A 14263-nucleotide genomic window follows, 5' to 3' on the forward strand; every position below is an offset into this window, starting at 1 on the left:
CTGCCAGGCCCGGTAGACGTACTCGGCGCTCTTCAGCGCGACGTAGCGGTCCATGAGGAACGGGTTGTGCATCGCCTCGGTCATCATGCCGAGGAGCTGGATCTCCTGCCCGGTGACCTGCGCCACCACGTCCGCCATCACGTCGTAGGCGTGGCTGAAGAAGATGTCGCCCTGCTTGTGCTTGGTGGGCGGCATGTACTTGGTGGGCGACTCCGGGAACAGGGTGCGGACCAGGAGCGCCTGCGCGATCTCGCGGGCGACGGTGTCCTCGCGGGCCGGGTCGATCTCGAAGCTGTGTCCCAGCCCCAGCAGCCGGTCGGGCAGGCCGGCTCGGCGGGCGAAGGACTGGTTCACGAACTGGGAGGCCACCACCGTGTGGGCCGCCTCGTCGGCGTCGGCGGTGGTGATGTAGTTGTCCTCGCCGGTGTTGATGACCACGTCGGCCAGGGCGCAGATGCGCCGGGAGAAGTGCTGGTCGCACAGCGTCCGCTTCATGTTGATGTCGCGGAACAGGATGCCGTACATGGCGTCGTTGAGCAGCATGTCGAGGCCGTTCTGGGCCGCGAGCACCGAGATCTCGGGCATGCACAGGCCCGAGGCGTAGTTGGTCAGCATGATGTAGCGCCCGAGCTCCTCGCCGACCGCGTCGAGGGCCTCGCGCATCAGCTTGAAGTTGGCGCCGGTGGCGTAGGTGCCACCGGTGCCCTCGGTGGTGGTGCCGTGGGGCACGAAGTCGATCAGGGACTGACCGGTGGAGCGGATGACCGCGATGATGTCGGCGCCGGCGCGGGCGGCCGCCACCGCCTGGGGCACGTCCTCGAAGATGTTGCCCGTGGCGACGATCAGGTACTTCCAGGGCTTGGCTCCCATGCCGTGGCGCTCGCGCCGGTTGACGCGGCGCTCGCGACGCTCGGCCAAGAGGGCATCGAGCAGGTCCTTGGCCTTGGCGTCGGTCCAGGCCTCGACCTCGCGCGGGTCGAGCGGCGCGGTGAAGTCGACCTCGCCCTTGGCGATCGCGACGGCGGCCTCCTGCGGCGAGAGGCCGGTCTGGAGGCAGGCGAAGCCGAGCCAGTAGCTCGCGCCGCGCGCAAGCAGCCCCTGCGCGTTGAGCGCCTCGACCGCGCGGTTGGGCCAGGGCACCTCGTCCTCATCGACCCCGTCCACGCCGAACAGGCGCAGCACCGCGCGCTCCGTGCTCAGCGTGGAGTGCGTGCCGAAGTAGTCCAGCATCGGCTTGGCGATGCGCTGGGCGAGCTCGCGCGCATAGGCGACTTTCTGCGTGTCGATGGCGATATGCACCGGAAATGACCCCCTTTTTTGCTAGAGAATGGCGGCGGCGCGGTCGAAGACCACGTCGAAGACGGGAACGGGCGCGAGGCGCTCGCGCATCATGGAGAGGAACGTCTCGGGCGAGACGCTGGCCCCGAAGGGGCTGGTGGGATTGACCGTGACGGCCACGAGCCTCACCGGGCGAGAAGCGAAGAAGCGGGTCCCGCGCGCCTCGAGCCTGTCGAAGGTGTCGCTCGAGAGCAAAAGGTGGGTGCCGTCGGGCACCACCACGTCGAGCCCCTCGCGCCGGCCCTCGACGAGCTTCCGTGCGACCCCCTCGGTCAGCGCACCCGTCAGCGACAGGCACCGCGCGTCCGCGTCGAGCCACCGCAGCAGGGTCTCCCCCTGCTCGATGACGGTCCTGGCCGGCCAGGCGACAAACTCCCCCGAGCGCTTCAGGGCGCCGGTCCGGGCGGGCAGGTCCGCGTAGGGCGAGGCGGGAAGGCTCAGCCAGCGGGTCTGGAGCACGGTGTGGCGCGCAACCTCCTCGGGGTCCTCGCTGAGCGAGAGGCCCGTGGAGAGGACCACCCCCTCGGCGACCTCGCTCGAGGCCGAGGCCCGGCGGTCGATGGCGCCGTCAACGAAGACCTGCTTGGCCCCGTGCGCGCGCAGGAGCTTGATGAGGGCCACCGTGTCCTGGACCGTGACGGGTCCGGCCACCTCGACCTGCCCCGAACCGAGGACCTCGTAGAGGCCCACCGGGCCGATGGCCGTGCGGAAAGGGGTGCTTGCGATCTCGCGCAGGCGCGCGTCCGATCGCCTGGCCGAAAGCTGCGCGGTCGCGACCAGGGTGCCCGGCGGCGGCGAGATGCGCGGCTTGGGACGGTCGGTGACGGCGTCGATGTCCTCGCCGTCGCGGCCGACCGAGGTCAGGCCCATGCGCACCCCGAGCGCCTCGTAGCGCGCGACGAGGTGGTTGAGGCACGTGGTCTTGCCGGCGTTCTTGGCGGTGCCGACGATGGCGAGGGTCGCGTGCGGGCGACAGAGGTCGAAGAGGGTCATGGCGAAGAGCGGCCTTGTCGGAAGCGAATCAGGGCGGGGCGCAAGCCTCGATCGTATCACAGTCGGGCGGATCTAGCCTATGGCGGCCAGCGACGCGCAGGGCACGAGGCATCGGACGCTTTCAAGGTGACTCGCCGCGCGGGGGTGTGCTATATCCGACCCCGATGGTCGCGCATGCCTGAGGAAAGGCGGTGTCAGTTGAACAAGGACGATCTGGTGCAGGTGGTCTCGGACAAGGCCAACTCGTCGCGCAAGACCGCGGAGGCGGTGGTCAACGCGGCCCTGGAGGCGATCGGCGAGGCGCTGATCAAAGGCGAGAAGGTCACCATCATCGGGTTCGGCACCTTCGCGGTGAAGGAGCGCGCGGCGCGCGAGGGGCGCAACCCCCGCACGGGCGAGACGATCAAGATCCCGGCCCGGCGCTCGCCTGCCTTCCTGCCTGGCAAGGCGCTCAAGGACAGAATTGAAGGCTGAGGCGGAGGTGGTAAACTGGTAAGTTGTCCCCGATCCGCCTCTTGAAGGAACCTCCATGCAAGCCACCACCGACCTGGAAACCAGCTTCTACGGCCTCCCGCGCGAGCAGTGCGACTACGCCAGCGCTCGCGCGGCGATCTTCGGAACCCCCTTCGAGGGGGCCGTCTCCTACGGCTCGGGCACCTCGAGGGGGCCGAGCGCCGTGCTCGAGGCCTCGCAGCAGGTGGAGCTCTTCGACCACGAGGCGGGCTGGAGCCCCTGCGAGGTCGGGATCGCCACCCTCGAGCCCGAGACGCTCGACACCCCGCTCGCCTCCTTCGAGGCGGTCAAGGCGACCATCGACCGGATCCTGCCCGGGCTGCTCGCCGACGGCAAGTTCCCGGTCCTCATCGGCGGCGACCACTCGGTGATGCCGCCCGTCATCCCCCACTACCTGGGCAAGTATCCCGAGCTCGGGGTGTTCCAGATCGACGCGCACGCCGATCTGCGCGACCAGTACGACGACAACCCCAACTCGCACGCGTGCGCCATCCGCCGCGCGCACGACCATCCGATCGTCCACTCGGTGGGCGTGGGCATCCGCAACATCTCGGCCGAGGAGTGGGACTGGTACAAGGATCAGACCAACATCACCATGGTCTGGGGCGGCAGCCGGATGGTCTCCGAGGGGGACTGGAAGAGCGAGGTCCGTGCCGCCATCGCGAAGCTGCCCCGGCACGTCTACCTCACCATCGACGTGGACGGCCTGGACCCCTCGATCATGCCGAGCACCGGCACCCCCGAGCCCGGCGGCCTGAGCTGGCAGCAGACCTGCTTCGCCCTCCAGGAGCTGTTCGCCACCAGGACCGTCGTCGGCATGGACGTCAACGAGCTCGCGCCCATCGAGACCCTGCACGGCCCCGACTTCCTGGTCGCCAAGCTGATCTACAAGGCGATCGGCTACAAGTTCGCGAAGAGCTAGCGGCAGAGCGTCTAACAAAGCTGTTCCTTCAAGCCGCCCACGGCGGCCAAAGGCCGTAACATGCCTGGTTTTGTTGGATGCTCTTAGTTCCGCGCGGGCGGCAACGCCCCACGCGAAGCCGGGCCCGTCGTGGCCCGGCTTCGCACGTCGCGCAGGGCCTCGGCGAAGTCCTCGCCCACGATCACGGTGAAGTCGGTGGTGACGTCTCCCAGGCTGCCGCTGACCTGCTTGCCCGAGATGCCCAGGGTCTGGGCGATGGGGCCGATGAGCGCCTCCTCACCGCGCTGCGGGGCGATCTCGGTCTCGGAGAGGCCCTTTCGCCGGGAGGTTCCCACCACCCAGACCGTCCAGCCGTCCTGCCTGAGCAGGTGGGCCGCCTCGTTGGCCAGACCCGTGCGACGCGTGCCGTTCAGGACCGAGATCCGGGTGTCGGCCTTGACCTCGGGGGCGATGAGCGCACCCTGCGCGGCAGGCCCCGGCGCCTCGTCGGTGAGGGTACGCCTGGCGAGCGCGCGCGCGGCGCGCTCGTCGGGCAGCCAGAAGCTCGCCTCGAAGCGATCGCCCGAGAAGGCGCCCGGCACCATGGCCATGTGCAGGTCCGTCGACTGGAGCCCCCTGGCCCACATGGCGTAGCGCAGGATCTGGTCGAATGGCAAGTCGGTCTCGACGCTCTGGTAGGCCACCTCGACCAGCTGGGGAAGCTTGGCGAGGCTCGCGGGCTGCAGCAGCTTGTCGAGCAGCGCCTGAACGAAGACCTGCTGGCGCTGGACCCGGCCGATGTCGCCGTTCACGTCGTGGCGAAAGCGGACGTACTGCTCGGCCGCGGCCCCGTCGAGGACCTGGCGGCCCTTCTTGAGGGCGATCGTGAGGCCGGCCGCGCGATCCCGGTAGCGCATGTTCTTCTCGACGTCGAGCTCGATCCCGCCCAGGAGGTCCACCATCTCGCTCAGCGCCTCCAGCCTGAGGCGCACGTAGTGATCGATCGGAACGTCCAGGAAGCGCGAAACCGTGTCCACGGCAAGCTCGGGCCCGCCGTAGGCGAAGGCCGCGTTGATCTTGTCGAAGCCCTGGCGCCCCGGGATCGAGACCCGGGTGTCGCGCGGAACGCTCAAAAGCTGGATGCAACGGTGAACGGGGTCGAGCGAGGCGACGATCAGGGTGTCGGATCGCACCGGGGCCGCATCGTCGCGCCGGCGCCCGGTGAAGCCCGCATCGCTGCCGATGAGCAGGACGTTGGTGCGCGCGAAGGAGTCGCCTCGCACCGCGGCAGGCAGCTGCGAGAGGGCCTCGACCGGCGACGCGCCGCCGGGAACGAGGCTCGCCTGACGCACCTGCAGGCCCGTGATGGCCCCGGCGCCGAAGGCGATCCCCATCGACACGGCCAAGAGGGCGATCCAGCCCCAGGGCCTGCGGCGAGGAGCGACCGGGCGTCGGCCGGGGTTCGGCGCGGCGGGAGGACGTGCACTCATGCCCCCAGTCTAGCAAACCCCCGTCCAGCACTTCAAGGCGCTCGGGCAAGGGATCCGAGCGACGCTTGCACGCGCGCCTGAACGGGGCTAGCATAGATCCATGCGAAACCTCGCCGCGATCGCTCTTACCGGCTCCATCCTGCTCGCCTCGGGCCCGGCCCTCGCCGCCGACCCGACGCCCGGCCACGGTGCGCTCACCACTTCCCTTCCGCTCAAGGTCGAGCCCCTTGCCCCCGAGGGCGCCTTCTGGTCGCTGGCCCTGCCCGGCGCCGGCCAGTTCTACCAGGGCGATCACCTGCGCGGGGCCACCTATCTCGGGGCGACCGTCGGCTCCACGGCGCTCGTCACCGGCCTGCAGGTCGCGTTTTACAACGCGCTGGCCCCCGGCATTTTCTGGTCGGGGGAGCAGAGTGCCGTCGTCTTCGTGGAAAGCCTCGTCGCCAGCTGGCTCGTCGTGGGGGGAATCAGCGCCTACGACGCCTACCACTCCATCCTCGCCAAGCAGCCTGCCGCGCCCGTGGCCACCACCCTTCCTGCGGTCGCGCCGAGCGATCCCGTCCCTTCCCCTGCGCCGGCCGCCCAAGTTCAGGCCGCCGCGCCGACGCCTCCCCCCGTCGCACAGACGCCCGCCCCCGACGCGGAGGCGATCATCATGGAGAGCTATCGCCTGGCCGATGGCGGCGACCACTGGCAGGCGGTCACCCAGTTGCAGTCGATCTCGGACCCCGCGTGGCTGCCGAAGGCCCGGACCCTGCTTTCCGCATGGGGCGACGCCGCGGGCGCGCAGGGCCTCGCCACCGCTCGCGAGAAGCTCGCGCGAGGCGATCGCGCCGCGGCCCGAGCCGCGCTCGATCGCCTCGAAAAGTTGCCTCTCAAGCCCACCCTGCGCCAGCAAGTCCTTGCCCTTCGCCGAGAGCTCGGCGATCGTCCCTGAGCCCACCCTTTCCGGAGGACCGCCCATGCGTGCCCGAATCCTGACCCTCGCCGTCGCATGCACCTGCCTGCTGGCCCCTGCCGCCGGCGCCGATCCCGCCAAGCCCGCGGCCGAGGCCGAGGTGACGGGCGTGGTGCTCGACGCCCGCGGCCTCAACTACGAACCGCGCATGTCCCCTCGCTTCTTCGACGACAGCGCCCACGACCTGCTCGAAGGCATCCCCTTCGATCCCGACAAGGTGTTGAACGACGGGCTCGCGCGCTGGGCGCGGGCCTACGACCCCGCCCAGCCCAACGCGCGCACCGGCAAGAACCCGCTCGTGATCAAGCCGATGCGGATCGAGGTGGGCGATCGCCTCGTGATCTCGGGCGCGGACGCGGCCAAGCTCAAGGCCGCCAACGCCAGGGACAGGATCCTCGAGCGCATGCGGATCCTCATCGTCTACTGAACAGGCGCCAGCAGAAAGGGCAGCCCCACGCGGGGCTGCCCTTTTCCGTTCGATTCGAGGGGTTCTTGCGCTAGGGCATCCGCAGGCCGTAGAGGCCGGCCGTGACGCGCTTGCCGGAGGAGTCGACCGACGTCACCTTGAGGTAGTAGGTGGCGCCCGGGGCGAGCCCCGGCAGGGTCAGGGCGTGGCTGGTCGCCATCGCGGTACTCCGCACGTTCTGCCAGTAGCCCATGAAGTAGGTGCTGCTGCTGGTGTAGTCGATGCGGGAGTCGGCCTCCACGCTGGTGGTCCAGCCGATGGTCGCGCTGTTGCGGGTCAGGCCCTTGAGCGCCACGTTCGAGATGGTGAGCTCGGTCGTCGAGCTCGGGGTCTGGACGTTGGCGACGTTGGACATGCCCGACGCGTTGCCTGCCGCGTCGTAGGCCTCCACGGTGTAGGCGTAGCCGGTGCCGGGCGAGAGGCCCGAGTCGGCGTAGCCGGTCGAGGCGGTCGTCGCGATCAGCTGGCCGTTTCGGTAGAGGCGGTAGAGCGCCACCCCCACGTTGTCGCTCGCGGCGTTCCACTCGAGCTGCACCTGGGTGGTCGAGGCGGCCAGGGCCTTGATCCCCGTGGGGACGCTCGGCGACTGGGTGTCACCGCCGCCCGCCCCGGTCCCGGGCTCGGGAGCCGGCGTGGGGGCCGTGCCGCCGACCGCCGCCAGGGCCTTGAAGGCATTGAGGCGCTTGACCGCGCTGTTGCCGAAGCCGGTCGCCGGATCCCCCGTGGAGGTCAGGGCGTCGCGCAGCTCCTGAACCGACATGGCAGGATTCTTGGCGAGTAACAGGGCTGCGGCCGCGGCGACGTGCGGGGAGGCCATGCTCGTGCCCGAGTGCTTCTTGTAGGTCTGCTCGGTGCTCGAGAGGATGTCCACGCCGGGGGCGGCGATGTCCACGTAGCTGCCGTAGTTGGAGAAGGAGGCCCGCTTGTCGGACTGATCGCTCGCGCCGACCGCCAGGGCGTTCGGATACGCGGCCGGGTAGTCGGGGGTCGAGGTGCCGTCGTTGCCGGCGGCGACCACGCACAGCGTTCCCTTGGCGGTCACCTGGTCCACGGCGTCCTTCATGGCGCTCGACTGCTGGGGGCCGCCGAGCGACAGGTTGATGACGCGGGCCCCCAGCTCGTTGGCCTTCAGGATGCCCTTCACGATGGCGTTGGTGTCACCCGAGCCGTCCGAGCCCAGCACCTTGATGGCGAGGACCTTGGTCTTGTAGGCGAGGCCCGCCACGCCGACGCCGTTGTCGGCGACCGCCGCGATGGTGCCGGCCACGTGCGAGCCGTGGCCCTGATCGTCCATGGGATCGCTGTCGCTGTTGCCGAAGTCGGGCCCCTTGATGACCTGACCCTTGAGGTCGGGGTGGTTGTAGTCGACGCCGGTGTCGACCACCGCGACCACCACGTTGGGATCGCCCGCGGTCACGTCCCAGGCCTGCTGGGCCTGGACCTTGGTGAGCCCCCACAGCTGGCCGAGCATGGGATCGTTGACGGTGGAGGCGGCCTTGAAATCGGTTGCATGGTAGATGTAGTTGGGTTCGGCGTACACGACGCCGGGGTCTCGCCGCAGCTTGGCGACCGTCTCGCCGACGCTCGAGCCCGCGGGCACCGCGTAGAGCCCGGCGTTGCCGAGGCCCTCGATGGCCTGCACCATCCGCATGCCCTGGACCGAGCGAACGCGCTGGCCCTGCTTCAGCTTAACGATCACCCGGTCGGCGGCATACTCGGCCCCCGCCTCGGCCGGGGGATTGAGCCAGGTCACATCGGGCGGCACGGCACCCGCGACCTGGGTGCCGGGCGGCAAGGCGGCGCAGCCGGCGAGGCCACAGAGCGCGAGGGTCGCCGACAAGCGGCGAAAGGCGCGGGGATCAAATCGCATCGATAGAGGCTCCTTTTGTTCGGTATCGGGGAGCAAAAGCGTCCCCCTACCGCGGCTTACCCGTGGCCCGAGGGCGGAACACCGCTCGAACTGGGGTTTTGAGCCTCCTCGATTCTAGTGAGCAAAGGTGCCGGGCGGATTTCGAGGAAGTATGCGATTTGTTAAACGCGGGCTAAAAACAGCCTATCGGAGGTCCTTCGCGCGCTGATCGACCAAGCGCAGGGCGAGCTCCCATGCCGCCTTCAGGCTGGCATGGCTCGCCTCGCCGGTACCTGCGAGCTCGAAGGCCGTGCCGTGGTCCACCGACGTCCGCACGAAGGGCAGGCCCACCGTGACGTTCACCCCCCGATCGAACCCGTGCATCTTGAGCGGGATGTGACCCTGGTCGTGGTACATGCACACGATCACCTGGAACTCGCCGCGAAGCGCCCGGTAGAAGACGGTGTCGGGGGGCAGGGGGCCGACCACCTTGTGGCCGCGCGCCTGGGCGGCAAGCACGGCGGGCTGGATCGTCTCGAGCTCCTCTCGGCCGAAGCGCCCGGCCTCGCCCGCATGGGGGTTCAGGCCGCAGACGGCGATGGTGCCGTCCGGATCGCCCAGGAGGCGCAGGCTCTGGGCGGCAAGCGCGATGGTTTCCTCGATCCGCTCGCGGGTGAGGCAGGCGGTGACCTCGCTGAACGGCACGTGGGCCGTCACGTGGATGGCCCTGAGCGGCTCGACCACCAGGAGCATCCCGAAGCTCGACGAGCGCCCCACCTGGGCGAAGAACTCGGTGTGGCCGATGAACGACGGCCGCGTCAGCTGGATCGCCTCCTTGGAGATGGGACCGGTGACCACTCCGCTCAGGGCCCCTGAGGCCAGGTGAGGGGCCACCGCCTCCAGCACGGCGTAGGCGTAGGCGCCGCTCTCGCGCCTCACCGCTCCGAGGGTGGGCAGCTCGCGAGCCGGCCAGGCCACCTCGACGAGGCCGATGGCGCCGGGCGCGAGCGAACCGGCCGCTTCGGGGCCCGCAAGCGGGGTCAGCTCGAGCGAAAGGCCGAGCGAGTCGGCCGCTCGGGCCAGGAGGCGCCGGTCGCCGAACACCACCGGCCTTTCCCCCGCCGGCAGGTCCGTCAGAAAGCGAGCGGCGATCTCGGGGCCGATGCCCGAGGGGTCACCGGGGGTCAGGGCGATGGGAAGGGGGGTCATGGGGCCTCCTAGGGGACGAACTTGTAGCCCGCTCCGCGGACCGAGAGGAAGTGGCGCGGCTGAGCGGGATCCGCCTCGAAGGCGCGGCGCAGGCGCATGATGAAGTTGTCCACGGTCCGGGTCGAGGCGGGCCCCGACCAGCCCCAGGCCCCCTCGAGCAGCTGCTCGCGCGAGAGGACCTTGCCCGGGTGATCGCGGAAGATGCGCAGGAGCTGGAACTCGATGGGCGTGAGCTTGAGGACCTTGCCGTCCCGGGACGCCTCGAAGCGCTCGAAGTCCACCCGGGCGGTGCCGAACTCGAGAAAGGCGGTTTGCGGAGCGCCCGACGCGCTCGCCTGCTGCCAGCTCGCCCGGCGCAGGAGGGTCTCGACGCGCGCCAGCAGCTCCTCGAGGTTGAAGGGCTTGGTCACGTAGTCGTCGGCCCCGATGCGCAGGCCCTCGATCTTCTCGAGGGGCTGGCTGCGCGCCGTCAGCATCAGCACCGGGGTGATGTTGCCCGACCGGCGCAGCCCCCGGCACAGGTCGAGCCCGCTCATCCCGGGCAGCATGAGATCGAGGATGATCAGGTCGAAGGCGCCTTGCTCGTCGATGAGCAGGCGCTTGGCCTCCATCCCGTCCTTGACGAGGGTGACGGCATGGCCCTCGATCTCCAGGTTGAACTTGAGGCCGTTGGCGATGTGGGCCTCGTCCTCGACGATCAGGATCTCAGACATCTGCGCCTCCCGGTAGCTGAACGACGAACGTGGTGCCCATCCCCTCGCCCTCGCTCTCGGCGCGGATCCGGCCGCCAAGCAGGTGCAGGGTCTCGCGCACGATGTAGAGCCCCAGGCCCGTGCCGGGGCGGGTCCGCGTCAGCTCGGATCCCACCCGGTAGAAGCGCTGGAAGACCCGCTTGAGGTCCTTCGGGGCGAGGCCCACGCCCCGGTCCCGCACGACGACCTCGGCACCGCCCGCCTCGAGGCCCCTGATCGCCACCTCGACCTGGACCGCTTGGCCCGAGTACTTCACGGCGTTGTCCAGGAGGTTCAGGAAGACCATGTGCAGGCCGGCGCGCTCCGCGCGCACCTCGGCGTCGGCGCCATCGACGCGGACCGCGGCCGGCGCGAGGCCGTAGCGATCGCGGATGGTGCCGGCCACCTCGTCGAGCAGCGGCTTGAGCGCGATCGCCTCGAGGGAGATCGCCTGGCGCCGCTCGAGGCGCGCGGCGGCGAGAACGTGATCGAGCAGGAGGCTGAGGCGCTCCACGTCCTCGAGCATGACCGCATGGAATGCCTGAGCTTGCTCGGGCGAGGCCTTGCCGCGCTGCAGGGTCTGGAGGTGCAGCTTGAGGGAGGTCAGGGGGGTCTTGAGCTCGTGGGTGACGCTGTCGATGAAGTTCTGCTGGGCGCGGTTGAGCCGGATCTGCTTGATGAGGCTGATCAGGAAGAAGATGAGGCCGACGAGCACCCCGGCGAAGAGCACGCACCCGACCGCGAGGATGATCCACCGCCCGGACCCGCTCGCGCCGTGGGCGTCGCTCAGGGCCCGGATGTGCATGTAGTCCGTGACGATCACCACGTTCCAGAGGGTGACGAGCGCCAGGCAGATGGCGATGAGGATGCTGCCCCAGATGATGGGGGGGGCGATCGAGGCGGGCTTCTGGCGAGTCATGGGGGCATTGTCTCATGCAAGCGCGGGGCGCGTCACCCGACGCGCCCCGCGATGATACCGGCACCGGCTCCAGCGCCGCGCTACCAGACCACGTTCCAGACCAGGCGGCAGCGCTCGAGGATCCAGATCAGGCCCTTGGTGGGGTCCAGCTCGTGCCAGCGCAGGCCGTGGGCCGCGCGGCGCGCGTTGGCGTGGTGGTTGTTGTGGTAGCCCTCGCCCAAAGCGAGGATGCCGAGGAAAGGGACGTTGACGCTGTCGTCCCCGCTCTCGAAGTTCTTGTAGCCGAAGCGGGGGAGGTGGCAGACCGAGTTGATGCACCAGGTCGCGTGGTTCATCACGAGAACGGGGAAGTAGAAGCACCAGAGCATGCCGCCGAAGCCCAGGAAGTGGTAGAAGGCGAGGGCCGTCAGGAGGTGGGGCAGGATCATGAACACGGGGCGCTCGAAGAGGCGGGCGTACCAGTAGACGCGCACGTCCTTGGCGAGCTCGCGCGTCTTGGCGCTGAAGGGAGCGAGGTCCCGGAAGATCCAGCCCATGTGCGCCATCCAGAAGCCGAGCCGCTTGGGGCTGTGCAGGTCGTTGGGCTTGTCGGAGGCGCGGTGGTGGTGCCGGTGGTCGCCGACCCAGCCGACCGGATCCCCCGAGAGGCCCGTGACCGCGCCCAGCGCGCCGATAAAGCGGATGAGGCCGACGGTCTCGAAGCCCCGGTGGGTGAGGTAGCGGTGCAGGTAGAAGGTGACGCTGAAGCCCAGCCACAGGTACATGCCGATCATCAGGGGCAGGTAGCTGAGCTTGAAGGGCTGGGTGAGGGCCGCGAGGCCGAGGAGCTGCGAGGCGCCCAGGAACAGGATCACCCAGGGATTGAGCCGCGCCGAGGCCAGCATGCGGCGGACGTTCACGGTCGCAAGCGTCCAGGTCGGCTCCTCCTCGCCGCGCACGGCGTTGCCCTTGACGCCCCAGTCGAGGCTACGGTTGATCAGGCCCATCGATGCTTCCCCCCTTCTGATTCGCGCGGCGGTTTTGCGCGTCCTCTCGATTCTTGATCATCCCGGTCGCGAAGTCGGTCATCGAAGCGTCATGGCGCTTCACACTTCGGTCAAAGTTACCGGCCCGGTGCCGGGCTGACCGCCATCGCGCCCCTTCGTCCGGGCACAACCTCGTCATGGGACGCGCCACGGGCCGCGAAACTTGGTAGAATCGAGGAGAATCGAAGACCAAGCCGCCTGGGCGGAGGACGGGAATGATATGGAATTTAAATACACGCTTTGGCTGGATGCCCCCCACGATCGCGTCTGGTTCGCCATCAAGGACCAGATCGAGCACCCCAAATCCAACAACGGCCAGATCCAGTCGATCAACGTGATCGAGCGCAAGAAGAACTCCCTGGTCCGCGAGGTGAAGCCCAAGCGCGGCCGCAAGTTCCAGGAGAAGATCACCTTCTTCCCCTCGCGCAAGGCCATCACCGAGATGAGCCGCGGCCCCTACGAGAGCATCGTCCAGGAGGTCACCAAGGAGAAGGGGCGCACCAAGCTGACCATGGAGTTCAAGCCCCGGCGCATGACCCTGTGGCTGCTCAAGATGAAGCAGTGGGTCAAGCGCGCCCCCCTCGAGCTGGACGACCTCATGAACCTGACCAGCATCCCCAAGCCGGTCGGGGCCAAGACCAAGTAGCCTCACTCGCCGTGGCTCTGACCGAGCGCCAGCGCCAGCGCCAGGCCCGGGCGCGCGCCGACTGGACGCCCCCCGGCCCCGTGCCGCCGGGGGATCAGGGCGAGCCCGACCTGGTCCCCGGTCCCGACGAGACGCTGGACGCGTTCGCGGGACACTGGCGCCTTTTCCAGCTGAGGGGCGGTCACCGCTACTCCACCGACGACCTCCTGGGCGCCTGGTATGCCTGGGACACCATGCGCTTGCTGGATCGGACGCCCGCAAACGCCCTGGACCTGGGCACGGGGATCGGCTCGGTGGGCCTCTTCGTCGCATGGAAGTACCCGGCCCTGCACCTGACGGGAATCGAGGCGCAGGCGCGAAGCCTCTCGCTGGCGCGCCGCTCGGCTCGCTACAACGGGGTGGCCGCGCGCGCGCGCTACCTCGAAGGCGACCTGCGCGAGCTGAGCATGACCGTCGGGGCCTTCGAGCTGGTGACGGGGAGCCCCCCGTACTGGGACCGAGCGGACGGGACGGTGAGCGACGCGCCCCAGAAGGGGCCGTGCCGCTTCGAGTTCCGCGGGGGGGTCGAGGGCTACTGCGAGGCGGCCAGAGCGGCCCTCGCCCCACAGGGCGTGTTCGCGGTGGTCTTCGACGGGCGCCAGACCGCGCGCCTCGAGGTTGCCGCCGAGGCGGCGGGCCTCGAGATCTTCCGGCTGCGCGAGGTCGTCTCGCGCGAAGGGGACCCGCCCCTCATCGTGGTGGCCGCCATGGCCCGCGCCGGCGAGGCGCCCTGGCCGCGGCTAGACGAGCCCGCGCTCCTGTTGCGGGACGCCGAGGGCAAGCGCACCGACGCCTTCCGCGCCCTGCGCGAGGCGATGGGCCTGCCGCCAGGGGCTAGGTAGCGCGATCGCGCGCGAGCGCCTTGCGGACCCCCTTGAGGGTCCACTTCATGAAGAAGCGGGTGCGCCAGCGCCACCAGCCCGCGCGCAGGCGCCCCGTTGAACGCATGGGTGGCTGGACCGAGACCTTGATCGCGGACGTCTCGCCGCGCGGCTCCAGGGTCACGAGGATGACCTCGCCCTTGGGGGTCGCCATGCGCATGGGCTGAGTCAGGTCGGCGTGGGTGAGCTGGGCGGTGATGCCGGGCTGCCTGGCCTCCATGCGCGGCGCGAGCTTGAGCAACAGGCGGCGAACGGCCTCGAGGTCCCCAGGGATCTCGATCATCATCTTCACGGTGTTCATCCCGTCA

At 69.5% G+C, this 14263-nt stretch carries 15 protein-coding genes; 6 read left to right on the forward strand and 9 right to left on the reverse strand.

Translation table 11 applies throughout. The annotated features are described in order from the left end of the window. A partial coding sequence (locus V6D00_00005) for a lysine 5,6-aminomutase subunit alpha (protein ID HEY9897535.1) occupies positions 1 to 1299 on the reverse strand: 1299 nt, incomplete at its 3' end. Positions 1300 to 1320: 21 nt separating this feature from the next. After that, positions 1321 to 2331: a hypothetical protein gene (locus V6D00_00010; GenBank protein ID HEY9897536.1), complete on the reverse strand. Its 1011-nt coding sequence runs from the start codon at positions 2329 to 2331 to the stop codon at positions 1321 to 1323. 198 nt (positions 2332 to 2529) lie between these two features. On the opposite strand from V6D00_00010, the gene V6D00_00015 reads away from it, so the two are divergent. Together V6D00_00015 and speB are read left to right on the forward strand one after the other, a co-directional pair. After that, positions 2530 to 2805 carry an HU family DNA-binding protein gene (locus V6D00_00015; GenBank protein ID HEY9897537.1) on the forward strand — a complete coding sequence of 92 codons (276 nt, stop codon included), beginning with the start codon at positions 2530 to 2532 and terminating at the stop codon, positions 2803 to 2805. Positions 2806 to 2860: 55 nt separating this feature from the next. Then, on the forward strand, positions 2861 to 3766 hold the full coding sequence (gene speB / locus V6D00_00020) for an agmatinase (GenBank protein HEY9897538.1): 906 nt from the start codon (positions 2861 to 2863) through the stop codon (positions 3764 to 3766). An 83-nt stretch (positions 3767 to 3849) separates the two neighbouring features. Here the strand turns inward: speB and V6D00_00025 are convergent, their stop codons facing one another. Then, a complete protein-coding gene (locus tag V6D00_00025; GenBank protein HEY9897539.1) occupies positions 3850 to 5235 on the reverse strand; it encodes an LCP family protein in 1386 nt (461 codons plus the stop codon). Between the two features lie 100 nt (positions 5236 to 5335). Between V6D00_00025 and V6D00_00030 the strand changes: the two genes are divergently transcribed. Together V6D00_00030 and V6D00_00035 are read left to right on the forward strand one after the other, a co-directional pair. Continuing rightward, positions 5336 to 6169: a hypothetical protein gene (locus V6D00_00030; protein HEY9897540.1), complete on the forward strand. Its 834-nt coding sequence runs from the start codon at positions 5336 to 5338 to the stop codon at positions 6167 to 6169. A gap of 25 nt (positions 6170 to 6194) precedes the next feature. Next, positions 6195 to 6617 (forward strand): hypothetical protein, encoded by a 423-nt coding sequence (locus V6D00_00035; GenBank protein ID HEY9897541.1) that lies wholly within the window; start codon positions 6195 to 6197, stop codon positions 6615 to 6617. 70 nt (positions 6618 to 6687) lie between these two features. Here V6D00_00035 and V6D00_00040 read toward each other — a convergent pair whose 3' ends face one another. From V6D00_00040 to V6D00_00060, 5 genes are all read right to left on the reverse strand, one after another. Continuing rightward, positions 6688 to 8526, reverse strand: a complete 1839-nt coding sequence (locus V6D00_00040; GenBank protein ID HEY9897542.1) for a S8 family serine peptidase — start codon at positions 8524 to 8526, stop codon at positions 6688 to 6690. 183 nt (positions 8527 to 8709) lie between these two features. Further along, entirely contained in the window at positions 8710 to 9714 is a 1005-nt protein-coding gene (pdxA, locus tag V6D00_00045) for a 4-hydroxythreonine-4-phosphate dehydrogenase PdxA (GenBank protein HEY9897543.1), read from the reverse strand. 8 nt (positions 9715 to 9722) lie between these two features. Continuing rightward, positions 9723 to 10427, reverse strand: coding sequence for a response regulator transcription factor (locus V6D00_00050; GenBank protein HEY9897544.1), 705 nt, complete (start codon positions 10425 to 10427; stop codon positions 9723 to 9725). Then, positions 10420 to 11364, reverse strand: coding sequence for a HAMP domain-containing sensor histidine kinase (locus tag V6D00_00055; protein ID HEY9897545.1), 945 nt, complete (start codon positions 11362 to 11364; stop codon positions 10420 to 10422). Before V6D00_00055 ends, V6D00_00050 begins: the two co-directional genes overlap by 8 nt. Positions 11365 to 11444: 80 nt before the next feature. After that, entirely contained in the window at positions 11445 to 12350 is a 906-nt protein-coding gene (locus tag V6D00_00060) for an acyl-CoA desaturase (protein ID HEY9897546.1), read from the reverse strand. A 259-nt stretch (positions 12351 to 12609) separates the two neighbouring features. On the opposite strand from V6D00_00060, the gene V6D00_00065 reads away from it, so the two are divergent. Both V6D00_00065 and V6D00_00070 read left to right on the forward strand, forming a co-directional pair. After that, positions 12610 to 13035 (forward strand): AtaL-like protein, encoded by a 426-nt coding sequence (locus V6D00_00065; protein HEY9897547.1) that lies wholly within the window; start codon positions 12610 to 12612, stop codon positions 13033 to 13035. Positions 13036 to 13046: 11 nt separating this feature from the next. Continuing rightward, the gene (locus V6D00_00070; GenBank protein ID HEY9897548.1) at positions 13047 to 13916 is read left to right on the forward strand and encodes a methyltransferase; all 870 of its coding nucleotides are present in this window, start codon (positions 13047 to 13049) and stop codon (positions 13914 to 13916) included. On the opposite strand, the gene V6D00_00075 is transcribed toward V6D00_00070, so the two are convergent. After that, positions 13909 to 14256, reverse strand: a complete 348-nt coding sequence (locus V6D00_00075; GenBank protein HEY9897549.1) for a hypothetical protein — start codon at positions 14254 to 14256, stop codon at positions 13909 to 13911. The two genes, V6D00_00070 and V6D00_00075, sit on opposite strands and share 8 nt — an antisense overlap. Between the last annotated feature and the right edge of the window lie 7 nt (positions 14257 to 14263).

Source organism: Pantanalinema sp. (genome assembly GCA_036704125.1).
Taxonomy (GTDB): domain Bacteria; phylum Cyanobacteriota; class Sericytochromatia; order S15B-MN24; family UBA4093; genus JAGIBK01.